Annotated in this window: 13 protein-coding genes; 5 read left to right on the top strand and 8 right to left on the bottom strand. The window is 73.7% G+C overall.

Going from position 1 to position 16,060, the window contains the following annotated elements:
• Positions 1–15: 15 nt before the first annotated feature.
• The 4 genes from ACQRUO_RS20595 to ACQRUO_RS20610 all read right to left on the bottom strand — a co-directional run bounded on the left by ACQRUO_RS20595 (position 16) and on the right by ACQRUO_RS20610 (position 2,723).
• Positions 16–1,080, bottom strand: a complete 1,065-nt coding sequence (locus ACQRUO_RS20595; protein WP_428317456.1) for an isopenicillin N synthase family dioxygenase — start codon at positions 1,078–1,080, stop codon at positions 16–18.
• Between the two features lie 16 nt (positions 1,081–1,096).
• Positions 1,097–1,657 (bottom strand): TIGR00730 family Rossman fold protein, encoded by a 561-nt coding sequence (locus tag ACQRUO_RS20600; RefSeq protein ID WP_428317457.1) that lies wholly within the window; start codon positions 1,655–1,657, stop codon positions 1,097–1,099.
• A 17-nt stretch (positions 1,658–1,674) separates the two neighbouring features.
• Positions 1,675–2,439 (bottom strand): FAD-dependent thymidylate synthase, encoded by a 765-nt coding sequence (gene thyX, locus ACQRUO_RS20605; RefSeq protein WP_428317458.1) that lies wholly within the window; start codon positions 2,437–2,439, stop codon positions 1,675–1,677.
• A gap of 74 nt (positions 2,440–2,513) precedes the next feature.
• Positions 2,514–2,723 carry a hypothetical protein gene (locus ACQRUO_RS20610; RefSeq protein ID WP_428317459.1) on the bottom strand — a complete coding sequence of 70 codons (210 nt, stop codon included), beginning with the start codon at positions 2,721–2,723 and terminating at the stop codon, positions 2,514–2,516.
• 189 nt (positions 2,724–2,912) lie between these two features.
• On the opposite strand from ACQRUO_RS20610, the gene ACQRUO_RS20615 reads away from it, so the two are divergent.
• Positions 2,913–3,686: an alpha/beta fold hydrolase gene (locus tag ACQRUO_RS20615; RefSeq protein ID WP_428317460.1), complete on the top strand. Its 774-nt coding sequence runs from the start codon at positions 2,913–2,915 to the stop codon at positions 3,684–3,686.
• A gap of 64 nt (positions 3,687–3,750) precedes the next feature.
• Here the strand turns inward: ACQRUO_RS20615 and soxR are convergent, their stop codons facing one another.
• Entirely contained in the window at positions 3,751–4,203 is a 453-nt protein-coding gene (gene soxR, locus ACQRUO_RS20620) for a redox-sensitive transcriptional activator SoxR (protein ID WP_428317461.1), read from the bottom strand.
• A 98-nt stretch (positions 4,204–4,301) separates the two neighbouring features.
• On the opposite strand from soxR, the gene ACQRUO_RS20625 reads away from it, so the two are divergent.
• Complete coding sequence (locus tag ACQRUO_RS20625) at positions 4,302–4,934, top strand: transketolase (RefSeq protein WP_428317468.1); 633 nt, start codon at positions 4,302–4,304, stop codon at positions 4,932–4,934.
• Positions 4,935–5,012: 78 nt separating this feature from the next.
• Positions 5,013–5,906: a transketolase family protein gene (locus tag ACQRUO_RS20630; protein ID WP_428317462.1), complete on the top strand. Its 894-nt coding sequence runs from the start codon at positions 5,013–5,015 to the stop codon at positions 5,904–5,906.
• 52 nt (positions 5,907–5,958) lie between these two features.
• On the opposite strand, the gene treZ is transcribed toward ACQRUO_RS20630, so the two are convergent.
• Genes treZ through glgX form a run of 3 tightly spaced genes read right to left on the bottom strand, consistent with a single transcriptional unit; the run spans position 5,959 to position 12,005 of the window.
• Positions 5,959–7,650, bottom strand: a complete 1,692-nt coding sequence (treZ, locus tag ACQRUO_RS20635; protein WP_428317463.1) for a malto-oligosyltrehalose trehalohydrolase — start codon at positions 7,648–7,650, stop codon at positions 5,959–5,961.
• Entirely contained in the window at positions 7,647–9,887 is a 2,241-nt protein-coding gene (treY, locus tag ACQRUO_RS20640) for a malto-oligosyltrehalose synthase (RefSeq protein WP_428317464.1), read from the bottom strand. Before treY ends, treZ begins: the two co-directional genes overlap by 4 nt.
• A gap of 9 nt (positions 9,888–9,896) precedes the next feature.
• Entirely contained in the window at positions 9,897–12,005 is a 2,109-nt protein-coding gene (glgX, locus tag ACQRUO_RS20645) for a glycogen debranching protein GlgX (protein WP_428317465.1), read from the bottom strand.
• A gap of 393 nt (positions 12,006–12,398) precedes the next feature.
• On the opposite strand from glgX, the gene ACQRUO_RS20650 reads away from it, so the two are divergent.
• Both ACQRUO_RS20650 and efeU read left to right on the top strand, forming a co-directional pair.
• Positions 12,399–13,667 (top strand): SAV2148 family HEPN domain-containing protein, encoded by a 1,269-nt coding sequence (locus tag ACQRUO_RS20650; protein ID WP_428317466.1) that lies wholly within the window; start codon positions 12,399–12,401, stop codon positions 13,665–13,667.
• Positions 13,668–13,820: 153 nt separating this feature from the next.
• Positions 13,821–15,920 (top strand): iron uptake transporter permease EfeU, encoded by a 2,100-nt coding sequence (gene efeU / locus ACQRUO_RS20655; protein WP_428317467.1) that lies wholly within the window; start codon positions 13,821–13,823, stop codon positions 15,918–15,920.
• Positions 15,921–16,060 lie beyond the last annotated feature (140 nt).

Below are 16,060 nucleotides of genomic sequence, written 5' to 3' on the forward strand. Positions count from 1 at the left end.
CGTCGGCCGGGTTCGTCACGAGCCGTAGGCCCGGGCGAACTTGCCGATGATGTACTCCCCGGAGCGCACCGGCCGGTGGCGGGCCGGGCGGCCGGGACCGGTGCAGGTGGGGATGCACTCGATCAGGGCGTCGTAGGCCGGCTGGTGGAAGAACGGGACCGAGTAGCGCTCGCGGTCGGCCAGCTCGCGCGGCGGGTTGACCACCCGGTGCACGGTGCTCACCCACCGGTTGTTGGTCCAGATCGCCATCAGGTCACCGATGTTGACCACGAAGGAGCCCTCGATGACCGGTACGTCGAGCCAGTCGCCGCCCTTGTCGAGCACCTGCAGGCCGCCGGGGCCGTCGTCCTGGTACAGGATGGTCAGGCTGCCCCAGTCGCTGTGCAGGCCCTTGCGCAGCTGGCCGGGGGCCGGTGGGACGGGCTGGCGCGGGTAGTAGTTGGCGGTCAGGTTGGTCATGTGCCGCTCGATCTTGGCCGCGAACCAGTCCTCGGGCAGGTCCAGGGCCAGCGCGAACAGGCGCATCAGGTCGGCGGCGAGTTGCTCCATGGCCGCGTAGTAGGCCCGGTAGGCCTCGGCGAAGCCCGGCAGTTGCGGCCAGCGGTTCGGGGTGAGCAGCGCGCGGTCGGCGTCGGCGGGCAGTGCGGCAGCGCCGTCCGCCTCCCCGAGCCGGTTGACGGTGAAGGTCTCCGACACGTCGGGCAGGGCGCGCTCGTGGGCCACCGAGGCGTCGGCGTTGGAGGCGGCCAGGCTGCCCGAGCGGCCGAAGCCGCGCATCAGCGGGTCGGCGGGGTCGGCCCGCAGCGCGGACTTGACCTCGGCCGGCAGGGCGAAGAACTCCCGGGTCGCCCGGTACATCTCGGCGATCGTCCGGGCGGGTACCCCGTGGCCGACCACCACCAGGAACCCGCTGGTGCGGCAGACCTCGTCGATCACCGCGGCCAGCCGCCGGTCGGCGGCCGGCGTGCTGCGGGCGGAGGACAGGTCGATCACCGGGACGTAGCCGTCCACCACCGTGACCGGCGTGAACCCCTTTGGCACGGTCGCTTCCGGTGCGGTCTGCAGATTCAGTACGGACATCGCTCCTTCTCTCGGTTCAGCCCCACCGCGGCGGCGGGGGCTCCCACAGGCGGACGAGTTCGAGGAACTCGGTGGCATCGGCGACGGCGGGCAGCGAGCCGACCTCCTCCTTGCGCAGGAACCCGCTCGCGGCCATCCGGCAGTTCATCCGCAGCAGGCGGTCCCAGTAGCCCTCGGTGTTCAGCAGGGCCAGCGGCCTGGTGTGGCGGCCGAGCACCAGCCAGGCCCAGACCTCGAAGATCTCCTCCACGGTGCCGACGCCGCCGGGCAGCGCCACGAAGGCGTCGGCGAGGTCGGCCATCAGCTGCTTGCGTTGGTGCATGGTGTCGACCACGTGCAGCCGGGTCAGCCCGCGGTGGGCCACCTCGGCCTCGACCAGGTGCTGCGGGATCACCCCGGTGACCCGGCCGCCGGCGGCCAGCGCGGCGTCGGCCACCACACCCATCAGCCCGGCGGCGCCGCCGCCGTAGACGATCTCGTGGCCCGCGGCGACCAGTTCCTTGGCGAACAGCGCCGCCGCTTCCCGGTAGGCCGCCCGGTTGCCCAGGGCGGATCCGGCGTAGACCGTGACGCGCATCGTGCGACCTCCTCAGGTCAGGGGCTGACCCGCCCGAACTCCTCGAACGCGGCGTGGGTCAGCGGCATCAGCCGGGCGAACTCCTGCTCCATCTGCTCGGCGACCAGCTCGATCTCGCGCTGCGGGTGCGAGACGTAGGCGGCGTCGGCGCGGTTGGTGCGCAGGCCCAGGAAGTGCATCAGCGAGCGGGCGTTGCAGGTGGCGTAGACGGTGGAGTAAGTGGCCACCGGCAGCACCATGCGGGCCAGTTCGCGGGCGATGCCGGCGTCCAGCATCCGCTGGTACTCGCGGAACGCGGCCCGGTAGGAGGCGCTGGCCGAGGTGCTGAGCAGCTCGTGGTCGTGGTCGCTGCCCGGGACGTACTGGTAGTGACCGGGCTTGCCCTCCTGGCGCAGCGCGCGGTCCCGGTCGGGGACGTAGAAGACGTTCTTCAGGTCCTTGTAGCGGGCGCTCTCCTCGTTGAACGACCACATCCGGTGCCGCATCATGTGCCGGATGGTGAAGATGGGCGCGTGCACCAGGAAGGTCAGCGAGTTGTGCTCGAACGGGCTGCCGTGCCGGCTGCGCATCAGGTAGCGGATCAGGCCGGCGAGGTAGTCGTCGCCGCGCTCCTCGCGGTGCGCCTGCTCACCGGCAGTGGAGACGCGCGCGGCGCGCACCACGGCCAGGTCCGAGGCGGTGTGGTCGACCAGCTCCACGCCGATCGTGCTGCGCAGTTCGATCTCGGGGCCGTGCAGGGCGGCGGGGGCGGTGTCGGCTTCCAGGGCCGGGGTGATGGTCATCTGCTCTCCTCGCAAGTGGGCTCTGGGGTGGGGCCGGTGGGGCCGGTGGGGCCGGTGGGATCAGTGGGGGTGGATCAGTCCCAGCCGTGGTCGTTCGGGCCGCCGGTGGCGGTTGCGGTGGGGGTGGTGGCGGTGCTGGGGTCGGCGGCCGGCGCGGCGGCGGCCGGCTTCGCCGCGACGGCCGCGGTGGTGGGCGTGGCGGCGGCAACGGTGCAGGTCAGCGGGAGGGCGGTGGCCGCCGCGGTGACCAGCAGGGCGGTGATCTCAAGGACAACGTTGCGCACGCGCACGACTTTTCCCTCTTTCGGAGAACCGGTGCGGCCGGATCCGCACAGGTTTCATTCTTGGAAGCGGGAGTGCCGGCAATAAGTTCACAGATCTGCACTGCGCAACTGGGAAGCCAGTGCCATGCGGCTCGACGAGTGCTCGTCATATAGTCCTGAGGACCTGGTACTTGAGCCGAGAGGACCCGTATGCACGCCGCCCGAGTCACCCCCGCCGGAGCCGTCATGCGCTGGGTGGAGATCGCCGGTGAGGCCGAGCCCGCGCGGGTCTACCTGCACGGGCTCGGGGCCGCCGCGGCCCCGTACTTCACCGGGAGCGCCACCCACCCGGCGCTGGCGGGCCACCGCTCGCTGCTGGTGGACCTGCTGGGCTTCGGGCTCAGCGACCGGCCGGCCGACTTCGGGTACTCGCTGGAGGAGCACGCCGACACGGTGGCGGTGCTGCTGCGGGAGGCCGGGGTGGCGGGCGCGGACGTGATCGCCCACAGCATGGGCGGCTCGGTGGCCATCCTGCTGGCCGCCCGCCACCCCGAGCTGGTGGCCCGCCTGGTGCTGATCGACGCCAACCTGGACCCGGTGGTGGTGCGGCCCGGTGCCATCGGCAGCAGCGGGATCGCCTCCTACACCGAGGCGGAGTTCCTGGCCGGCGGCCTGGCCGAGGTGCGCGAGCGGGTCGGCGCGCACTGGTGGTCGACGATGCGGCTGGCCGACCCGCTGGCCCTGCACCGCAGCGCGGTGCGGCTGGCCCGGGGCAGCGAGCCGACCATGCGCGAGCAGCTGGTCGGGCTGAAGGTCCCGCGCAGCTACCTCTTCCCGGCCGACGAGGGGGAGCCGGCCGGGCGGGCGCAGCTGGCCGCGGCGGGCGTCGAGGTGCTGGGCATCCCGGACTGCGGGCACAACATCATGCTGGACAACACCGAGGCCTTCGTGGCGGCGGTGGCCGGCTTCCTCGCCGGGTCCTGAGCCGGGCACTGAGGGCGGGCCGGGCCGGCCGACCCGGACCGGCCAGCTCGGCGCGCGCGGTCGGTCAGTCGGCCGCCCGGGCGCGCCGGGGGAGCTTGCGGGCGCCCGGGCCCTCGGCGCCCTGGACGTCGCCCGGGTTGTAGAGCGCGCACTTGCCGAGCGAGAGGCAGCCGCAGCCGATGCAGCCGGTGAGGTGGTCGCGCAGCCGCTCCAGGTCGGCGATCTGTTCGTCGATCCGCTGCTGCCAGGCGGTGGCGACCGGGCGCCACTCGCCGGCGCTGGGGGAGCGGTCGACGGGCAGATCGGCCATCGCCTCGCGGGCCTCGTCGAGCGAGAGGCCGACGGTCTGCGCGGCCCGGACGAACGCGACCCGGCGCAGCGCCTGCCGGGCGAACAGGCGCCGCCCGCCCGCGGTGCGCTCGGCGTGGATCAGGCCGAGCTCCTCGTAGTAGCGCAGGGCCGAGGGGGCCAGGCCGCTGCGGGCGGCCAGTTCGCCGATGGTCAGCTGGTTGCTCATGGCACCGGATTCTAGGGCTTGACCTCAAGTCGACTTGAAGTTGCAGGCTGGTCCCCGTGATCAAGACCTACGACGAACTGCCCGGCCTGCTGAGCCGGATGACCGGGGCCGAGAAGCACGGCCCGGCCGCCCTGTCCACGCTGGACGCGCTCTGGGTGCTGTACCAGCGGGTGCTGCGGGTCGCCGACCCCGCGGACCCGGACCGGGACCGCTTCCTGCTCTCCAAGGGCCACGGCCCGATGGCCTACTACGCGGTGCTGGCCGCCAAGGGCTTCGTGCCGGAGGAGTGGCTGGACGGCTTCGGCGGCTACGACTCGCCGCTCGGCCACCACCCGGACCGCACGCTGGTCCCCGGGGTGGAGATCGGCTCCGGCTCGCTGGGCCACGGCCTGCCGCTGGCCGTCGGCACCGCGCTCGGCCTGCGGGCCCAGGGCCGGCAGGAGCCCGCCGTCTGGACGCTGATCGGTGACGCCGAGTTCGACGAGGGCAGCAACCACGAGGCGGTGGCCTACGCCGGTGCCGTCGGGCTGGAGCGGCTGCACACCATCGTGATCGACAACTCCTCGGCCACCCACGGCTGGAGCGGCGGGATCGCAGCCCGCTTCGAGGCCGCCGGCTGGTCGGCCGTCACGGTCGACGGCCACGACCACGCCGCACTGCACGCCGCCTACACCCTGGCGCACCCGGGCCGCCCGCACGCGGTGGTCGCCCGGGTGGAGCCGAAGGACTGAGCGCGGCCGCAGCAACACGGCCCGCGACACCGGGCGAAGAAGCCGGAGCAACGAGAAACAGCTGGGGGACAGCACACCATGGACACCATGCGGGACCGCTTCATCACCGTCACCACCGACCTGCTCGAGCAGGACCCGCGCACCGCGCTGGTGCTGGCCGACATCAGCGCCGCGAGCTTCACCGAGGCCCGCGCCGCCCACCCCGACCGGGTGCTCAACGTCGGCATCCGGGAACAACTGCTGATCGGGGTGACCGGTGGGCTGGCGCTGGCCGGGCTGCGCCCGATCGCGCACACCTTCGCCAGCTTCCTGATCGAGCGGCCCTTCGAGCAGGTCAAGCTGGACCTCGGCCACCAGGGCGCGGGGGCGGTGCTGGTCAGCGCGCTGGGCTCGTACGACTGGCCGGCCGGCGGGCGCACCCACATGAGCCCGGGCGACGTGGCGCTGCTCGACACCCTGCCCGGCTGGACCGTGCACGTGCCCGGGCACCCGGACGAGGCCGAGACGCTGCTGCGGCACGCGGTGGCCGACGGGGACCGCAACGTCTACCTGCGCCTCTCGCTGCAGCAGAACGCCGAGGCGCGGGCGGTCGAGCCGGGCCGCTTCCTGACCGTGCGCAGCGGAGCCGGCAGCGCCGCGGTGCTGGCGGTCGGGCCGATGCTGGACACGGTGCTGGCCGCCACCGAGGGGCTGGACGTCACCGTCCTGTACGCCACCTCGGTGCGGCCCTTCGACGCCGCCGCGCTGCGCGCCACCGGGGCGAGCGACGTGGTGCTGGTCGAGCCCTACCTGGCCGGCACCTCCAACAACGAGGCGCACCAGGCGCTGGCCGACCTGCCGCACCGGGTGCTCGGCCTCGGGGTGCCCCGCGAGGAGCACCGCCACTACGGCTCGATGGCCGAGCACCTGGCCGCCTACGGACTGGACGCGGCGGGCCTGCGGGCGCGGATCAGCGCCTTCCTCGGGAACTGAGGGCGGGACCGGTCCAGCGGGTCTCGGTCCAGCTGGACCGGTCCAGCGAGTCTCAGTCCAGCGGGCCGACGATCGCGCAGGAGCGCGGCCCGAGCTTGCCGTCCGCCGCCTCGCCCCAGCTCGCCAGCACCGGCCCGGCCGGCAGCTCGCCCGGCCGCTCCCCGAAGTTCACCGCGACCCGGTAGCCGCCGCGGTGCACGGTCAGCCGCCCGCCCGCCTCGTCGGCCTCGACCCGGACCGCGGCCAGCTCGGGCGCCATCAGCGCCGGGTGGGTGCGCCGCAGTCGGATCAACTGCCGGTACCAGGCCAGCAGTTCGGCGTGCTCCCCGCGCTGCGGCTCGGTCCAGTCCAGGGTGGAGGCCAGCACCGTGGCGGGCGCCTGCGGGTCGGGGACCTCCGCCGCGCTCCAGCCGGTGGCGGCGAACTCGCGGCGGCGGCCCTGGCGGACCGCCTCGGCGAGCTCGGGGTCGGTGTGGTCGGTGAAGTACTGCCAGGGGGTGGCGGCGCCCCACTCCTCGCCCATGAAGAGCATCGGGGTGAACGGCGAGGTGAGCACCAGGCAGGCGGTCAGGGCCAGTTGGCCGGCCGTCAGGCGGTCGCCGACGGCCCGGTTGCCGATCTGGTCGTGGGTCTGGGCGTAGCCGAGCAGCCGGTGGCCCTCGCCGGTCGGGAACGGGCGGCCGTGGTGGCGGCCGCGGTAGGAGGACCAGGTGCCGTCGTGGAACCAGCCCCGGGTCAGCACGCGGGCCAGCGCGGCGATCGGGTGCTGCCCGAAGTCGGCGTAGTAGCCCTGGCGTTCGCCGGTGGCGGCGCAGTGCAGCGCGTGGTGGAAGTCGTCGCTCCACTGGGCGGTCAGGCCGAGGCCGCCGGCCACCCGCGGGCGGAACAGCCGCGGGTCGTTCAGGTCGGACTCGCCGATCAGGAACAGCGGCCGGTTCAGCTGGGCGCCCAAGGTGTCGACCGCGGTGGCGAGTTCCTCCAGGAAGTGCACCGCCCGCTCGTCCACCAGGGCGTGCACCGCGTCCAGCCGCAGGCCGTCGATCCGGTAGTCGCGCAGCCAGGCCAGGGCGCTGCCGATCAGGTAGTCGCGCACCTCGTCGGAGCCGGGCGCGTCCAGGTTGACCGCGGTGCCCCAGGGGGTGTGGTGCCGGTCGGTGAAGTACGGGCCGTAGACGGGCAGGTAGTTGCCGGAGGGCCCGAGGTGGTTGTGCACCACGTCCAGGATGACGCCCAGACCCTTGCGGTGGGCGGCGTCCACGAAGCGCTTGAGGCCCTCCGGGCCGCCGTAGGGCTCGTGCACCGCCCACAGCGACACCCCGTCGTAGCCCCAGCCGTGCGTGCCGGGGAAGGGGCAGACCGGCAGCAGCTCGACGAAGTCCACCCCCAGCTCGACCAGGTGGTCCAGGCGCTCGATCGCCCCGGCGAAGGTGCCGGCCGGGGTGAAGGTGCCGACGTGCAGCTCGTAGACCACCGAGCCGGCCAGCGGGCGGCCGTGCCAGTCGGTGTCCGACCAGTGGAAGGCGGCGTGGTCGACCAGCCGGCTCGGCCCGTGCGGGCCGTGCGGCTGCCGGGCCGAGCGCGGGTCGGGCAGCACCGGACCGCCGTCCAGCCGAAAGCCGTAGTCCGACCCCACCGGGGCCTCGCCCTGCCACCAGCCGTCCTCGACCGCGGCGAGCGGATGGCCGCGCCCGTCCACCTCGACCTCGACCCGCGCCGCGTTCGGCGCCCAGACTCGATACCTCACGCGTTCTCCCGGATGAGCAGGGCGACGGTTTCCACCGTGCCGTCAAAAGGGCCGTCCGTGAGCAGATTACGCCAGCGCCCCGGCAGCTCCAGGCGGGCGGGTCGACCGCTGCGGGCCAGCGCGCAGGGCAGCCGGGTGGCGGCCACGGTCAGGTCCGGGCCGCGTTGGAAGGCGACCAGGTGCGGGCCCGCGGGCAGCGGGCGGTAGCGGCCGAGCGGGCGGGGCAGGTGGAGCGCGGTGCGGGTGAGGTGGAGCTTGCGGCGGGCGAAGTCGCCGAGCCCGTCCGCGGGGACGGCGAAGTCGACCGGCGCCCGGTTGTCCGGGTCGACCAGGGTGTGCAGCGGGAACTCGCTGCCCTGGTAGAGGTCGGGCACGCCCGGCACGGTGAGGTGCAGCAGCGCGGCCGCCAGGCTGTTGGACTGCGCGTACGGCTCCAGCCGGGCGCTGAACGCGGCGATCCGCTCGCGCAGTTCGGGGTGGGCGAGCACCGCCGCGGCGTGCTCGAGCACCGCGCTCTCGTACGCCGGGTCCTGGGCGGTCCAGGAGGTGGCCAGCTTGGCCTCGCGCAGCGCCTTGAGCAGCACCTGCCGCAGCCGCTCGCCCTCGATCGGCCAGGCCGCCACCAGGGTCTGCCAGAGCAGCCACTCGGCGTTGCGGTCGGCGAGCGGGCCGGCCAGCGCGGACCAGGCCCGGCACTGCGCCGCCCACTCCTCGGGCAGTTCGGCCAGCACCGCGAGCCGGGCCCGGGCGTCGGCGCTGCGCTTGGTGTCGTGGGTGGAGAGCGCGGTCATGGTGTGCGGCCAGTGTTGCTCGGTCTCCGCGCACCAGCGGTGGAAGTCGGCCACCTCGAGGCCCGGGTGCTCCGGGTCGCCGCCGACCTCGTTCAGGCTGAGCAGCGGGTACCAGCGGTAGAACGCGGTGTCCTCGACCCCCTTGGCCGCGACGGCCACGGCGGTCTGGGCGAACCGGACGTGGAACTCGTCCTTGAGCGCGCTGCGCCCGAGCCGGCCCCGGCTCAGCAGCTCGACCAGCTCGGGGGTGCCGGTGGGGGCCTCGGCGACCGGCCGGTCCTCGTCGAGCGGGACGTAGGGCCGGTAGACGGTGTAGGCGGTGAACAGCTCGCACAGCGCCTCGCGCACCGCCGCCGGGGCGTGGTCGGCCAGCGCCGGTTCGGCCGCGCCGATCCGCTCGGCGAGCCGGACCAGCCGGTTCACCTCGGCGGCCAACTCGCCCTGCGGGGCGACCATCTCGGCCCGGCCGCGGCGGGCCTCGGCCGCCGCCGAGGAGTGCCGCCCGGTGTGTTCGGCGTACTGCCCGGTCAGCCGCCGCACCCCGGCGCCGTCGGTCAGCACCCCGTCGATCCGGCGCAGCGCGTCGTACCCGGTGGTGCCCGCGCACGGCCAGTCCGCGGGCAGCCGCTCCGGCCCGCTGAGGATCTTCTCCACCACCGTGTAGGCGCCGCCGGTCGCCGCGGCCAGCCGGCGCAGGTAGCCGCGCGGATCGGCCAGCCCGTCCGGGTGGTCCACCCGGAAGCCGTCCAGCACCCCTTCGGCGTGCAGCCGCAGCAGCACGCCGTGGGTGGCCGCGAACACCTCCGGGTCCTCGACCCGCAGCGTGATCAGCTCGTTGATGCTGAAGAACCGGCGGTAGTTGACCTCGCTGGCGGCCAGCCGCCACCAGGCCAATCGGTAGTGCTGGCGGGTCAGCAGCTCGGGCAGCGCCAGCCGCTCGGTGCCCGGGCGCAGCGGCAGCACGTGGTCGTAGTACCGCAGGGTGTCCTGGTCCACCTTCAGCTGGTCCAGCACCGCACCGAGCCGGTCGCCGAGCAGCGGCAGCAGGATCCGGCCGCCCTGCGCCTGCCAGTCGATGTCGAACCAGCCGGCGTACGGCGAGGTGGGCCCGTCCCGCAGCACTTGCCAGAGCGGCTGGTTGAGCCGTTCGGGGACCGGCACCGCCATGTGGTTGGGCACCAGGTCGGCGATCAGCCGCAGCCCGTGCGCGCGGGCGGTGGCGGCCAGCGCGCGCAGCGCCGGCTCGCCGCCGAGCGCCTCGCTGATCCGGGTGTGGTCGACCACGTCGTACCCGTGCGTCGAACCGGGGGCCGCCTCCAGCAGCGGCGACAGGTGCAGGTGCGAGACGCCGAGGCCGGCCAGGTGGGGGACGGCCGCCGCGGCGTCCGCCAGGGTGAAGGAGGGCTGCAACTGGAGCCGGTAGCTCGCGGTGGGGGGTGAGGTCACCTCGGATGCCTACCCGGCGCACCGCTTGAGTACCAGTAGGGAGCGGTCGGCCAGCCAGATGCCGTCGCCCTCCTTGATCCGCAGGCCGGTGCCGGGGGTCGGCAGGGTCGCCAGCGTGGTGTCCACCACCACCTGCCACTCCTCGCCGTGCCCGTGCGGGACGGTGAACTGCAGCGACTCGTGGTGCGCGTTGAACATCAGCAGGAAGGAGTCGTCGGTGATCCGCCCGCCGCGCCGGTCCGGCTCGGAGATCGCGGCGCCGTTCAGGAAGACCGTCAGCGACTTGGCGTAGCTGGTCGTCCAGTCCCGCTCGGTCATCTCCTCGCCGCTGAGGGTGAACCAGGCGAGGTCGGTCAGCTCGTCGTGCGCCGCGGCCACCGGGCGGCCGCGGAAGAACCGGCGGCGCCGGAAGACCGGGTGGTTGCGGCGCAGCCAGACCATGCCCTGGGTGAACTCCAGCAGCTGCCGGTCGCCGGGCCAGTGCACCCAGGAGAGCTCGCCGTCCTGGCAGTAGGCGTTGTTGTTGCCGAGCTGGGTGCGGCCCAGCTCGTCGCCGTGCGAGAGCATCGGCACGCCCTGCGAGAGCAGCAGGGTGGCGATGAAGTTGCGCTGCTGGCGGGCCCGCAGCTCGAGCACCCGCGGGTCCTGGGTGGGGCCCTCGGTGCCGCAGTTCCAGGAGCGGTTGTGGCTCTCGCCGTCGCGGTTCTGCTCGCCGTTGGCCTCGTTGTGCTTGTCGTTGTGGGAGACCAGGTCGCGCAGGGTGAAGCCGTCGTGGCAGGTGATGAAGTTGATCGAGGCGATCGGGCGCCGGCCGTCGTGCTGGTAGAGGTCGGAGGAACCGGTCAGCCGGGAGCCGAACTCGGCCAGCGTGGCCGGCTCGCCGCGCCACAGGTCGCGCACGGTGTCGCGGTACTTGCCGTTCCACTCGGTCCACAGCGGCGGGAAGCCGCCCACCTGGTAGCCGCCCTCGCCGAGGTCCCAGGGCTCGGCGATGAGCTTGGCCTGGGAGACGATCGGGTCCTGCTGGACCAGGTCGAAGAACGAGGAGAGCCGGTCCACCTCGTGGAACTGCCGGGCCAGGGTGGCGGCCAGGTCGAAGCGGAAGCCGTCCACGTGCATCTCGGTGACCCAGTAGCGCAGCGAGTCCATGATCAGCTGGAGCACGTGCGGGCTGCGCATCAGCAGCGTGTTGCCGGTGCCGGTGGTGTCCAGGTAGTAGCGGCGGTCGGAGGCGAGCCGGTAGTAGGAGGCGTTGTCCAGGCCGCGCAGCGAGAGCGTGGGGCCCAGGTGGTTGCCCTCGGCGGTGTGGTTGTAGACCACGTCCAGGATCACCTCGATCCCGGCCGCGTGCAGCGCCTTGACCATCGACTTGAACTCCTGCACCTGCTGGCCCAGGTCGCCCACCGAGGAGTAGGAGCCGTGCGGGGCGAAGAAGCCGATGGTGTTGTAGCCCCAGTAGTTGGTCAGGCCCAGGTCGCGCAGCCGGTGGTCGCGGACGAACTGGTGCACCGGCATCAGCTCGATCGCGGTCACCCCGAGCTCGGCCAGGTGCTCGATCAGCGCCGGGTGGGCGAGCGCCGCGTAGCTGCCGCGGATCTCCTCGGGGATGCCCGGGTGCAGCCGGGTGAGGCCCTTGACGTGGGCCTCGTAGATCACCGAGCGGTGGTAGTCGGTGTGCGGCGGGCGGTCGTTGCCCCAGTCGAAGTAGGGGTTGATCACCACCGAGTGCATGGTGTGCGGGCCGGAGTCCAGGTCGTTGCGGCGCTCGGGGGCGCCGAAGTGGTAGCCGTAGACCGACTCGTCCCAGTCGATGGTGCCGCTCATCGCCTTGGCGTAGGGGTCGAGCAGCAGCTTGGCGCCGTTGTGCCGGTGGCCGCGGGCCGGGTCGTAGGGCCCGTGCACCCGGAAGCCGTAGCGCTGGCCGGGCTGGATGCCGGGCAGGTAGGCGTGCCGGACGAAGGCATCGGTCTCGCGCAGCTCGACGGCGGTCTCGGTGCCGTCCGGGGCGAGCAGGCACAGCTCGATCCGGTCGGCGCTCTCGGAGAACACCGCGAAGTTGGTGCCCACCCCGTCGTAGGTGGCACCCAGCGGGTACGGTTGCCCCGGCCAGACCTGCATAGGCTTCAACTTCCGTGCGGTGGAGTGGAGCTGACGCTCGCTCGGGACGGCGGCGCACCGCTGGGAGCGGTATGCCCGGGCGGCGCGCGGCCCATGTCGGGGCGCCACCCGGCGTGATGCACGACACAGCCCGCGGCCACTGGCCGCCATTCTTCTGTGCGCCGCCCGCCATCGTCGCCGCGCCACCGGTGATCTGACGCGCTTTCGGCCCGCATTCGCCCGAACGGGCGGGCGGTGGCGGCCGGTGGCGGGGGCCCCGCCGGCCCGAGCCCGCTGCGGGGCCCGGGGGCTGAGGGGGTTTCGGTTGCGGAAAGGCAACGGGCTGACCGCCGCGCGGGCCGCGCAGTAGTCTTGATCGTCACAGGGCCGGGTGCCGAGAGTCGAGGTAATCAGATGGTCTTCCCCGCCGACGAATGGCCCGAAGGGCCCAGCGGAACGGCGGGTGGCGGATCCCGGTCCGAGGCGCCGACCGCGGTGCTCGGCTCGCCCGGCGGCGGGCGGCTGCTCCCGGCGCAGCTCGGCCCCGAGGCGGCGCCCGCCTGGAGCGGCGAGCAGTGGCAGCGGGCCTACCAGCGGGTCCGGCTGACCGGCCGGGCCTACGTCTGGCTCAACCTGGTGGAGCAGCGGCTGCGGGCGCTCCTCGACGACCTGCTGCGCCCGGTCTACCAGCCCGCCCACGGCGCGGACTGGGTCACCGCCGCGGCCGGGCCGGTCGGCGAGGAGTGGGTGCGGCGGGCGGCCGCGGTGCGCGAGGTGAGCCGCCGCAAGGGCTTCCTGCTCGACCCGGCCGACGACGACCCGCTGGTCTTCCTCACCCTGCCGCAGCTGCGCGAGCTGATGGTGCAGCACTGGCCCTGCTTCGAGCCCTACCTGGACGACCGCCGGGAGATCGAGCTGGCGCTGGACGAGCTGGAGGTCGCCCGGCACGTGGTCTCCCGCAACCGCAGCCTCTCGCACACCGTGCTGGCGCAGACCGAGCGGGCCGCCGCCCGGGTGCTCGGCCTGCTGGACGGGCGGCCCGCCGGCGGGGCCCACCTGCCCGCCGACGTGATCGAGGAGCTGGTGGCCGGGCGGTACGCGGACGTGGCCGCGGTGCACGCCGACCGGATCCGGCTGCAGCGCGACGTGCCGATGGAGGACCTGCTGGAGGGGGCCCGGCGGCTGGACGCGATCGGCATCGCGCTCGGTGCGCTCTGCCAGAACTACACCGGCAAGCGGCTGGCCCGGCTGGCCGCCGAGGGCTGCCGGATGCGGCTGCTCTTCCTCAACCCGGCCAGCAGCGCGGTGCGCCGGCGCGAGCGCGAGCTGGGCCTGGGGCGCGGCGAGCTGTCCCGCTCGATCGAGATGAACATCATGCACGTGCGCCGGGTGCGGGCCCGGCTGCGCGATCCGGGGGCCTTCGAGATCCGGGTCTTCGACGAGACGCCGAGGTTCACTGCATATCTGGTCGAGGGCGCCCGGACGGTGGCGGCCCGGCGGCGCGGCGGGGACGTCGGCGTGGTGCAGCCCTACCTGCGCCGCGCCCGCGGCATCGAGTCGCCCGCCCTGGTGCTGCGGCCTGCGGTGGAGGAGGCCGAGGGCGAGGTGGGCGAGGCCGGCCTGCTGGAGGTCTACCGCGAGGAGTTCGAGGGCGTCTGGGCCGACTCACGTCCGGTCAGCTAAGGCTTGGCTAACTTTTCCCCCACCCCCGCCGTGGACGCCCACGGGAGCCCTGGCTAAGGTATGCCTAAGCTAAGCGCGCTGGGCGCTTGGTCGCGCTCCGCGGTGCACCCTGTCCGCTGGGCGGTACCGGACGCCTGGGGGAGTTCAGCACCCATGTGGGACGACGCGTTTCCAAGCTTTCTGATCGGGCTCCGGGAGGGCCTGGAGGCGGGACTCATCGTCTCGATCCTGGTCGCCACCCTGGTCCGCTCCGGGGAGAAGGGCCGCCTGCCGCAGGTCTGGGCCGGCGTCCTGGCGGCCATCGCGGTGGCGCTCAGCTTCGGTGCGGTGCTCACCTTCACCGCGGCCAACCTCTCCGGGACCGCCCAGGAGGCCTTCGGCGGCACGCTCAGCCTGATCGCGGTGGCCTTCGTCACCGCGATGGTCTTCTGGATGCGCAAGTCCGCCCGCAACCTCTCGGCCGAGATCCGAGAGAAGGTCACCGCCGCGCTCGGTATGGGCGCCGGGATGCTGGTCGTCACCAGCTTCCTGGCGGTGGGTCGGGAGGGCCTGGAGACCTCGCTCTTCCTCTGGACCACGGCCCGCTCGGCCGGTGAGGCCAAGGGTCCGGCGATCGGCGCCGGGATCGGCCTGGTGCTCGCCGCCGGGCTCTGCTGGGGCCTGTACCGCCGGGTGCTGAAGATCAACCTGACCACCTTCTTCACCCGCACCGGCCTGGTGCTGGTGGTCATCGCGGCCGGGGTGCTCAGCTACGGCCTGCGCGACCTGCAGGAGGGCGGGGTGCTGCCCGGCGGGCACGCCTACGCCTTCGACCTGAGCGGTTCGCTGGACGCCGGCTCCTGGTACGCCACCCTGGTCCAGGGCGTCCTCAACCTGACCGTCACCATGACCTGGCTCCAGGTGGTCGGCTACCTGCTCTACCTGGCCGTGGTGCTGCCGCTGTTCGTCCGCGGGGTGCGCCCCGCCGCGCCCGCGCCGGCCGCCCAGCCGGTGGTGGAGGCCGAGGCCGCCGGCACCGCCGCGGCGACCGCCGCCGAGCAGCCGGCCGAGGAGCAGTCGGGTGCCGCGCAGCCGGCGCCCCGCCGGCCGCGCCCGCGCTGGCTGCTGCCGGCCGCGCTGGTCACCGTCCCCGCGGTGGTGGCCGGCGTGGTGATCGCGGTCAGCGACGGCAAGCCGGCCACGGCCGCCACGGTGACCGTCTCGGACGCCAAGGACCAGTGCGGCAAGGGCTTCGGCACCCCGCAGCCCGGCCAGCAGACCTTCCAGATGCACAACGCCGGCGCCAAGACCTCCGAGGTCTACCTGGTCAACCCGGCCACCAACGCGGTCTACGGCGAGATCGAGGGCCTGGCCCCCGGCACCACCCGCCCGCTGACCGCCACCATCGGCACCGGCGACCTGGCCTGGCGCTGCGTGCCCACCGGCGGCGACCCGGTGACCTCGGCCACCGTGCACGTCGACGGCGGGCAGCAGGTGGCGGCGGTGCTGCCGGTCTCCGAGGACGACCTCAAGGGCCCGCTCGACCAGTACAAGGCCTACGTCACCACGGGCCTGGCCACCCTGCTGACCGACACCCAGAAGCTGCAGGCCGACCTGCACGGCGGCGACCTGGCCGCGGCCAAGGCCGACTGGCTCACCGCCCACCTGCAGTACTCCTCGCTCGGTGCGGCCTACGGCACCTTCGCCGACTTCGACAAGAAGATCAACGGCCGGGCCGACGGCCTGCCGGACGGCGTCCAGGACAAGGACTTCAGCGGCTTCCACCGGCTGGAGTACGGCCTGTGGCACGGACAGTCCGCCGCCGACCTGAGCCCGGTGGCCGACCAGCTGGTCACCGACGTGGCCGGGCTCGGCCAGGCCTTCCCGACCCAGGACTTCGACCCCACCGACCTGCCGCTGCGCACCCACGAGATCCTGGAGAACACCCTCCAGTTCGAGCTGACCGCCGACACCGACGAGGGCAGCGGCACCAACCTGGCCACCGCGCAGGCCAACCTGGCCGGCACCCAGGAGCTGCTCTCGGTGCTCACCCCGCTGATCCAGGCCCGCAGTCCGCAGCTGCTCGGCACCGTGCACGGTGACCTCCAGCGGGTCGCCGACCTGCTGACCGGGGCGCACCACGCGGACGGCAGCTGGACCCCGGTCCAGCAGCTCGACCCCGCGACCCGCACGCAGCTCAACGGCGCCACCGGCCAGTTGCTCGAAGACCTCGCCCCGATCCCCGACCTGCTCGAGATCCGGAAGTCCGCCTGATGACGAACCAGCCCAGCACCAGCGGCTCCTGCCCCTTCCCGCACCAGGCGGCCGCCGCTGCCGCCGCCGCGGAGGCGGCCGGCTGCCCGGCCGCGCCCGCGCGGCGCAGCTTCCTGGGCGCCGCCCTCGGGGAGATCGGA

This window comes from Kitasatospora sp. LaBMicrA B282 (assembly GCF_050325825.1).
Classification (GTDB): Bacteria; Actinomycetota; Actinomycetes; order Streptomycetales; family Streptomycetaceae; genus Kitasatospora.

What these genes read in the sequence shown, in the direction of transcription:
- ACQRUO_RS20595 (WP_428317456.1), bottom strand. Translation starts at nt 1,080, where the DNA reads ATGTCCGTACTGAATCTGCAGACCGCACCGGAAGCGACCGTGCCAAAG.
- ACQRUO_RS20600 (WP_428317457.1), bottom strand. Translation starts at nt 1,657, where the DNA reads ATGCGCGTCACGGTCTACGCCGGATCCGCCCTGGGCAACCGGGCGGCC.
- thyX (WP_428317458.1), bottom strand. Translation starts at nt 2,439, where the DNA reads ATGACCATCACCCCGGCCCTGGAAGCCGACACCGCCCCCGCCGCCCTG.
- ACQRUO_RS20615 (WP_428317460.1), top strand. Translation starts at nt 2,913, where the DNA reads ATGCACGCCGCCCGAGTCACCCCCGCCGGAGCCGTCATGCGCTGGGTG.
- soxR (WP_428317461.1), bottom strand. Translation starts at nt 4,203, where the DNA reads ATGAGCAACCAGCTGACCATCGGCGAACTGGCCGCCCGCAGCGGCCTG.
- ACQRUO_RS20625 (WP_428317468.1), top strand. Translation starts at nt 4,302, where the DNA reads ATGACCGGGGCCGAGAAGCACGGCCCGGCCGCCCTGTCCACGCTGGAC.
- ACQRUO_RS20630 (WP_428317462.1), top strand. Translation starts at nt 5,013, where the DNA reads ATGGACACCATGCGGGACCGCTTCATCACCGTCACCACCGACCTGCTC.
- glgX (WP_428317465.1), bottom strand. Translation starts at nt 12,005, where the DNA reads ATGCAGGTCTGGCCGGGGCAACCGTACCCGCTGGGTGCCACCTACGAC.
- ACQRUO_RS20650 (WP_428317466.1), top strand. Translation starts at nt 12,399, where the DNA reads ATGGTCTTCCCCGCCGACGAATGGCCCGAAGGGCCCAGCGGAACGGCG.
- efeU (WP_428317467.1), top strand. Translation starts at nt 13,821, where the DNA reads ATGTGGGACGACGCGTTTCCAAGCTTTCTGATCGGGCTCCGGGAGGGC.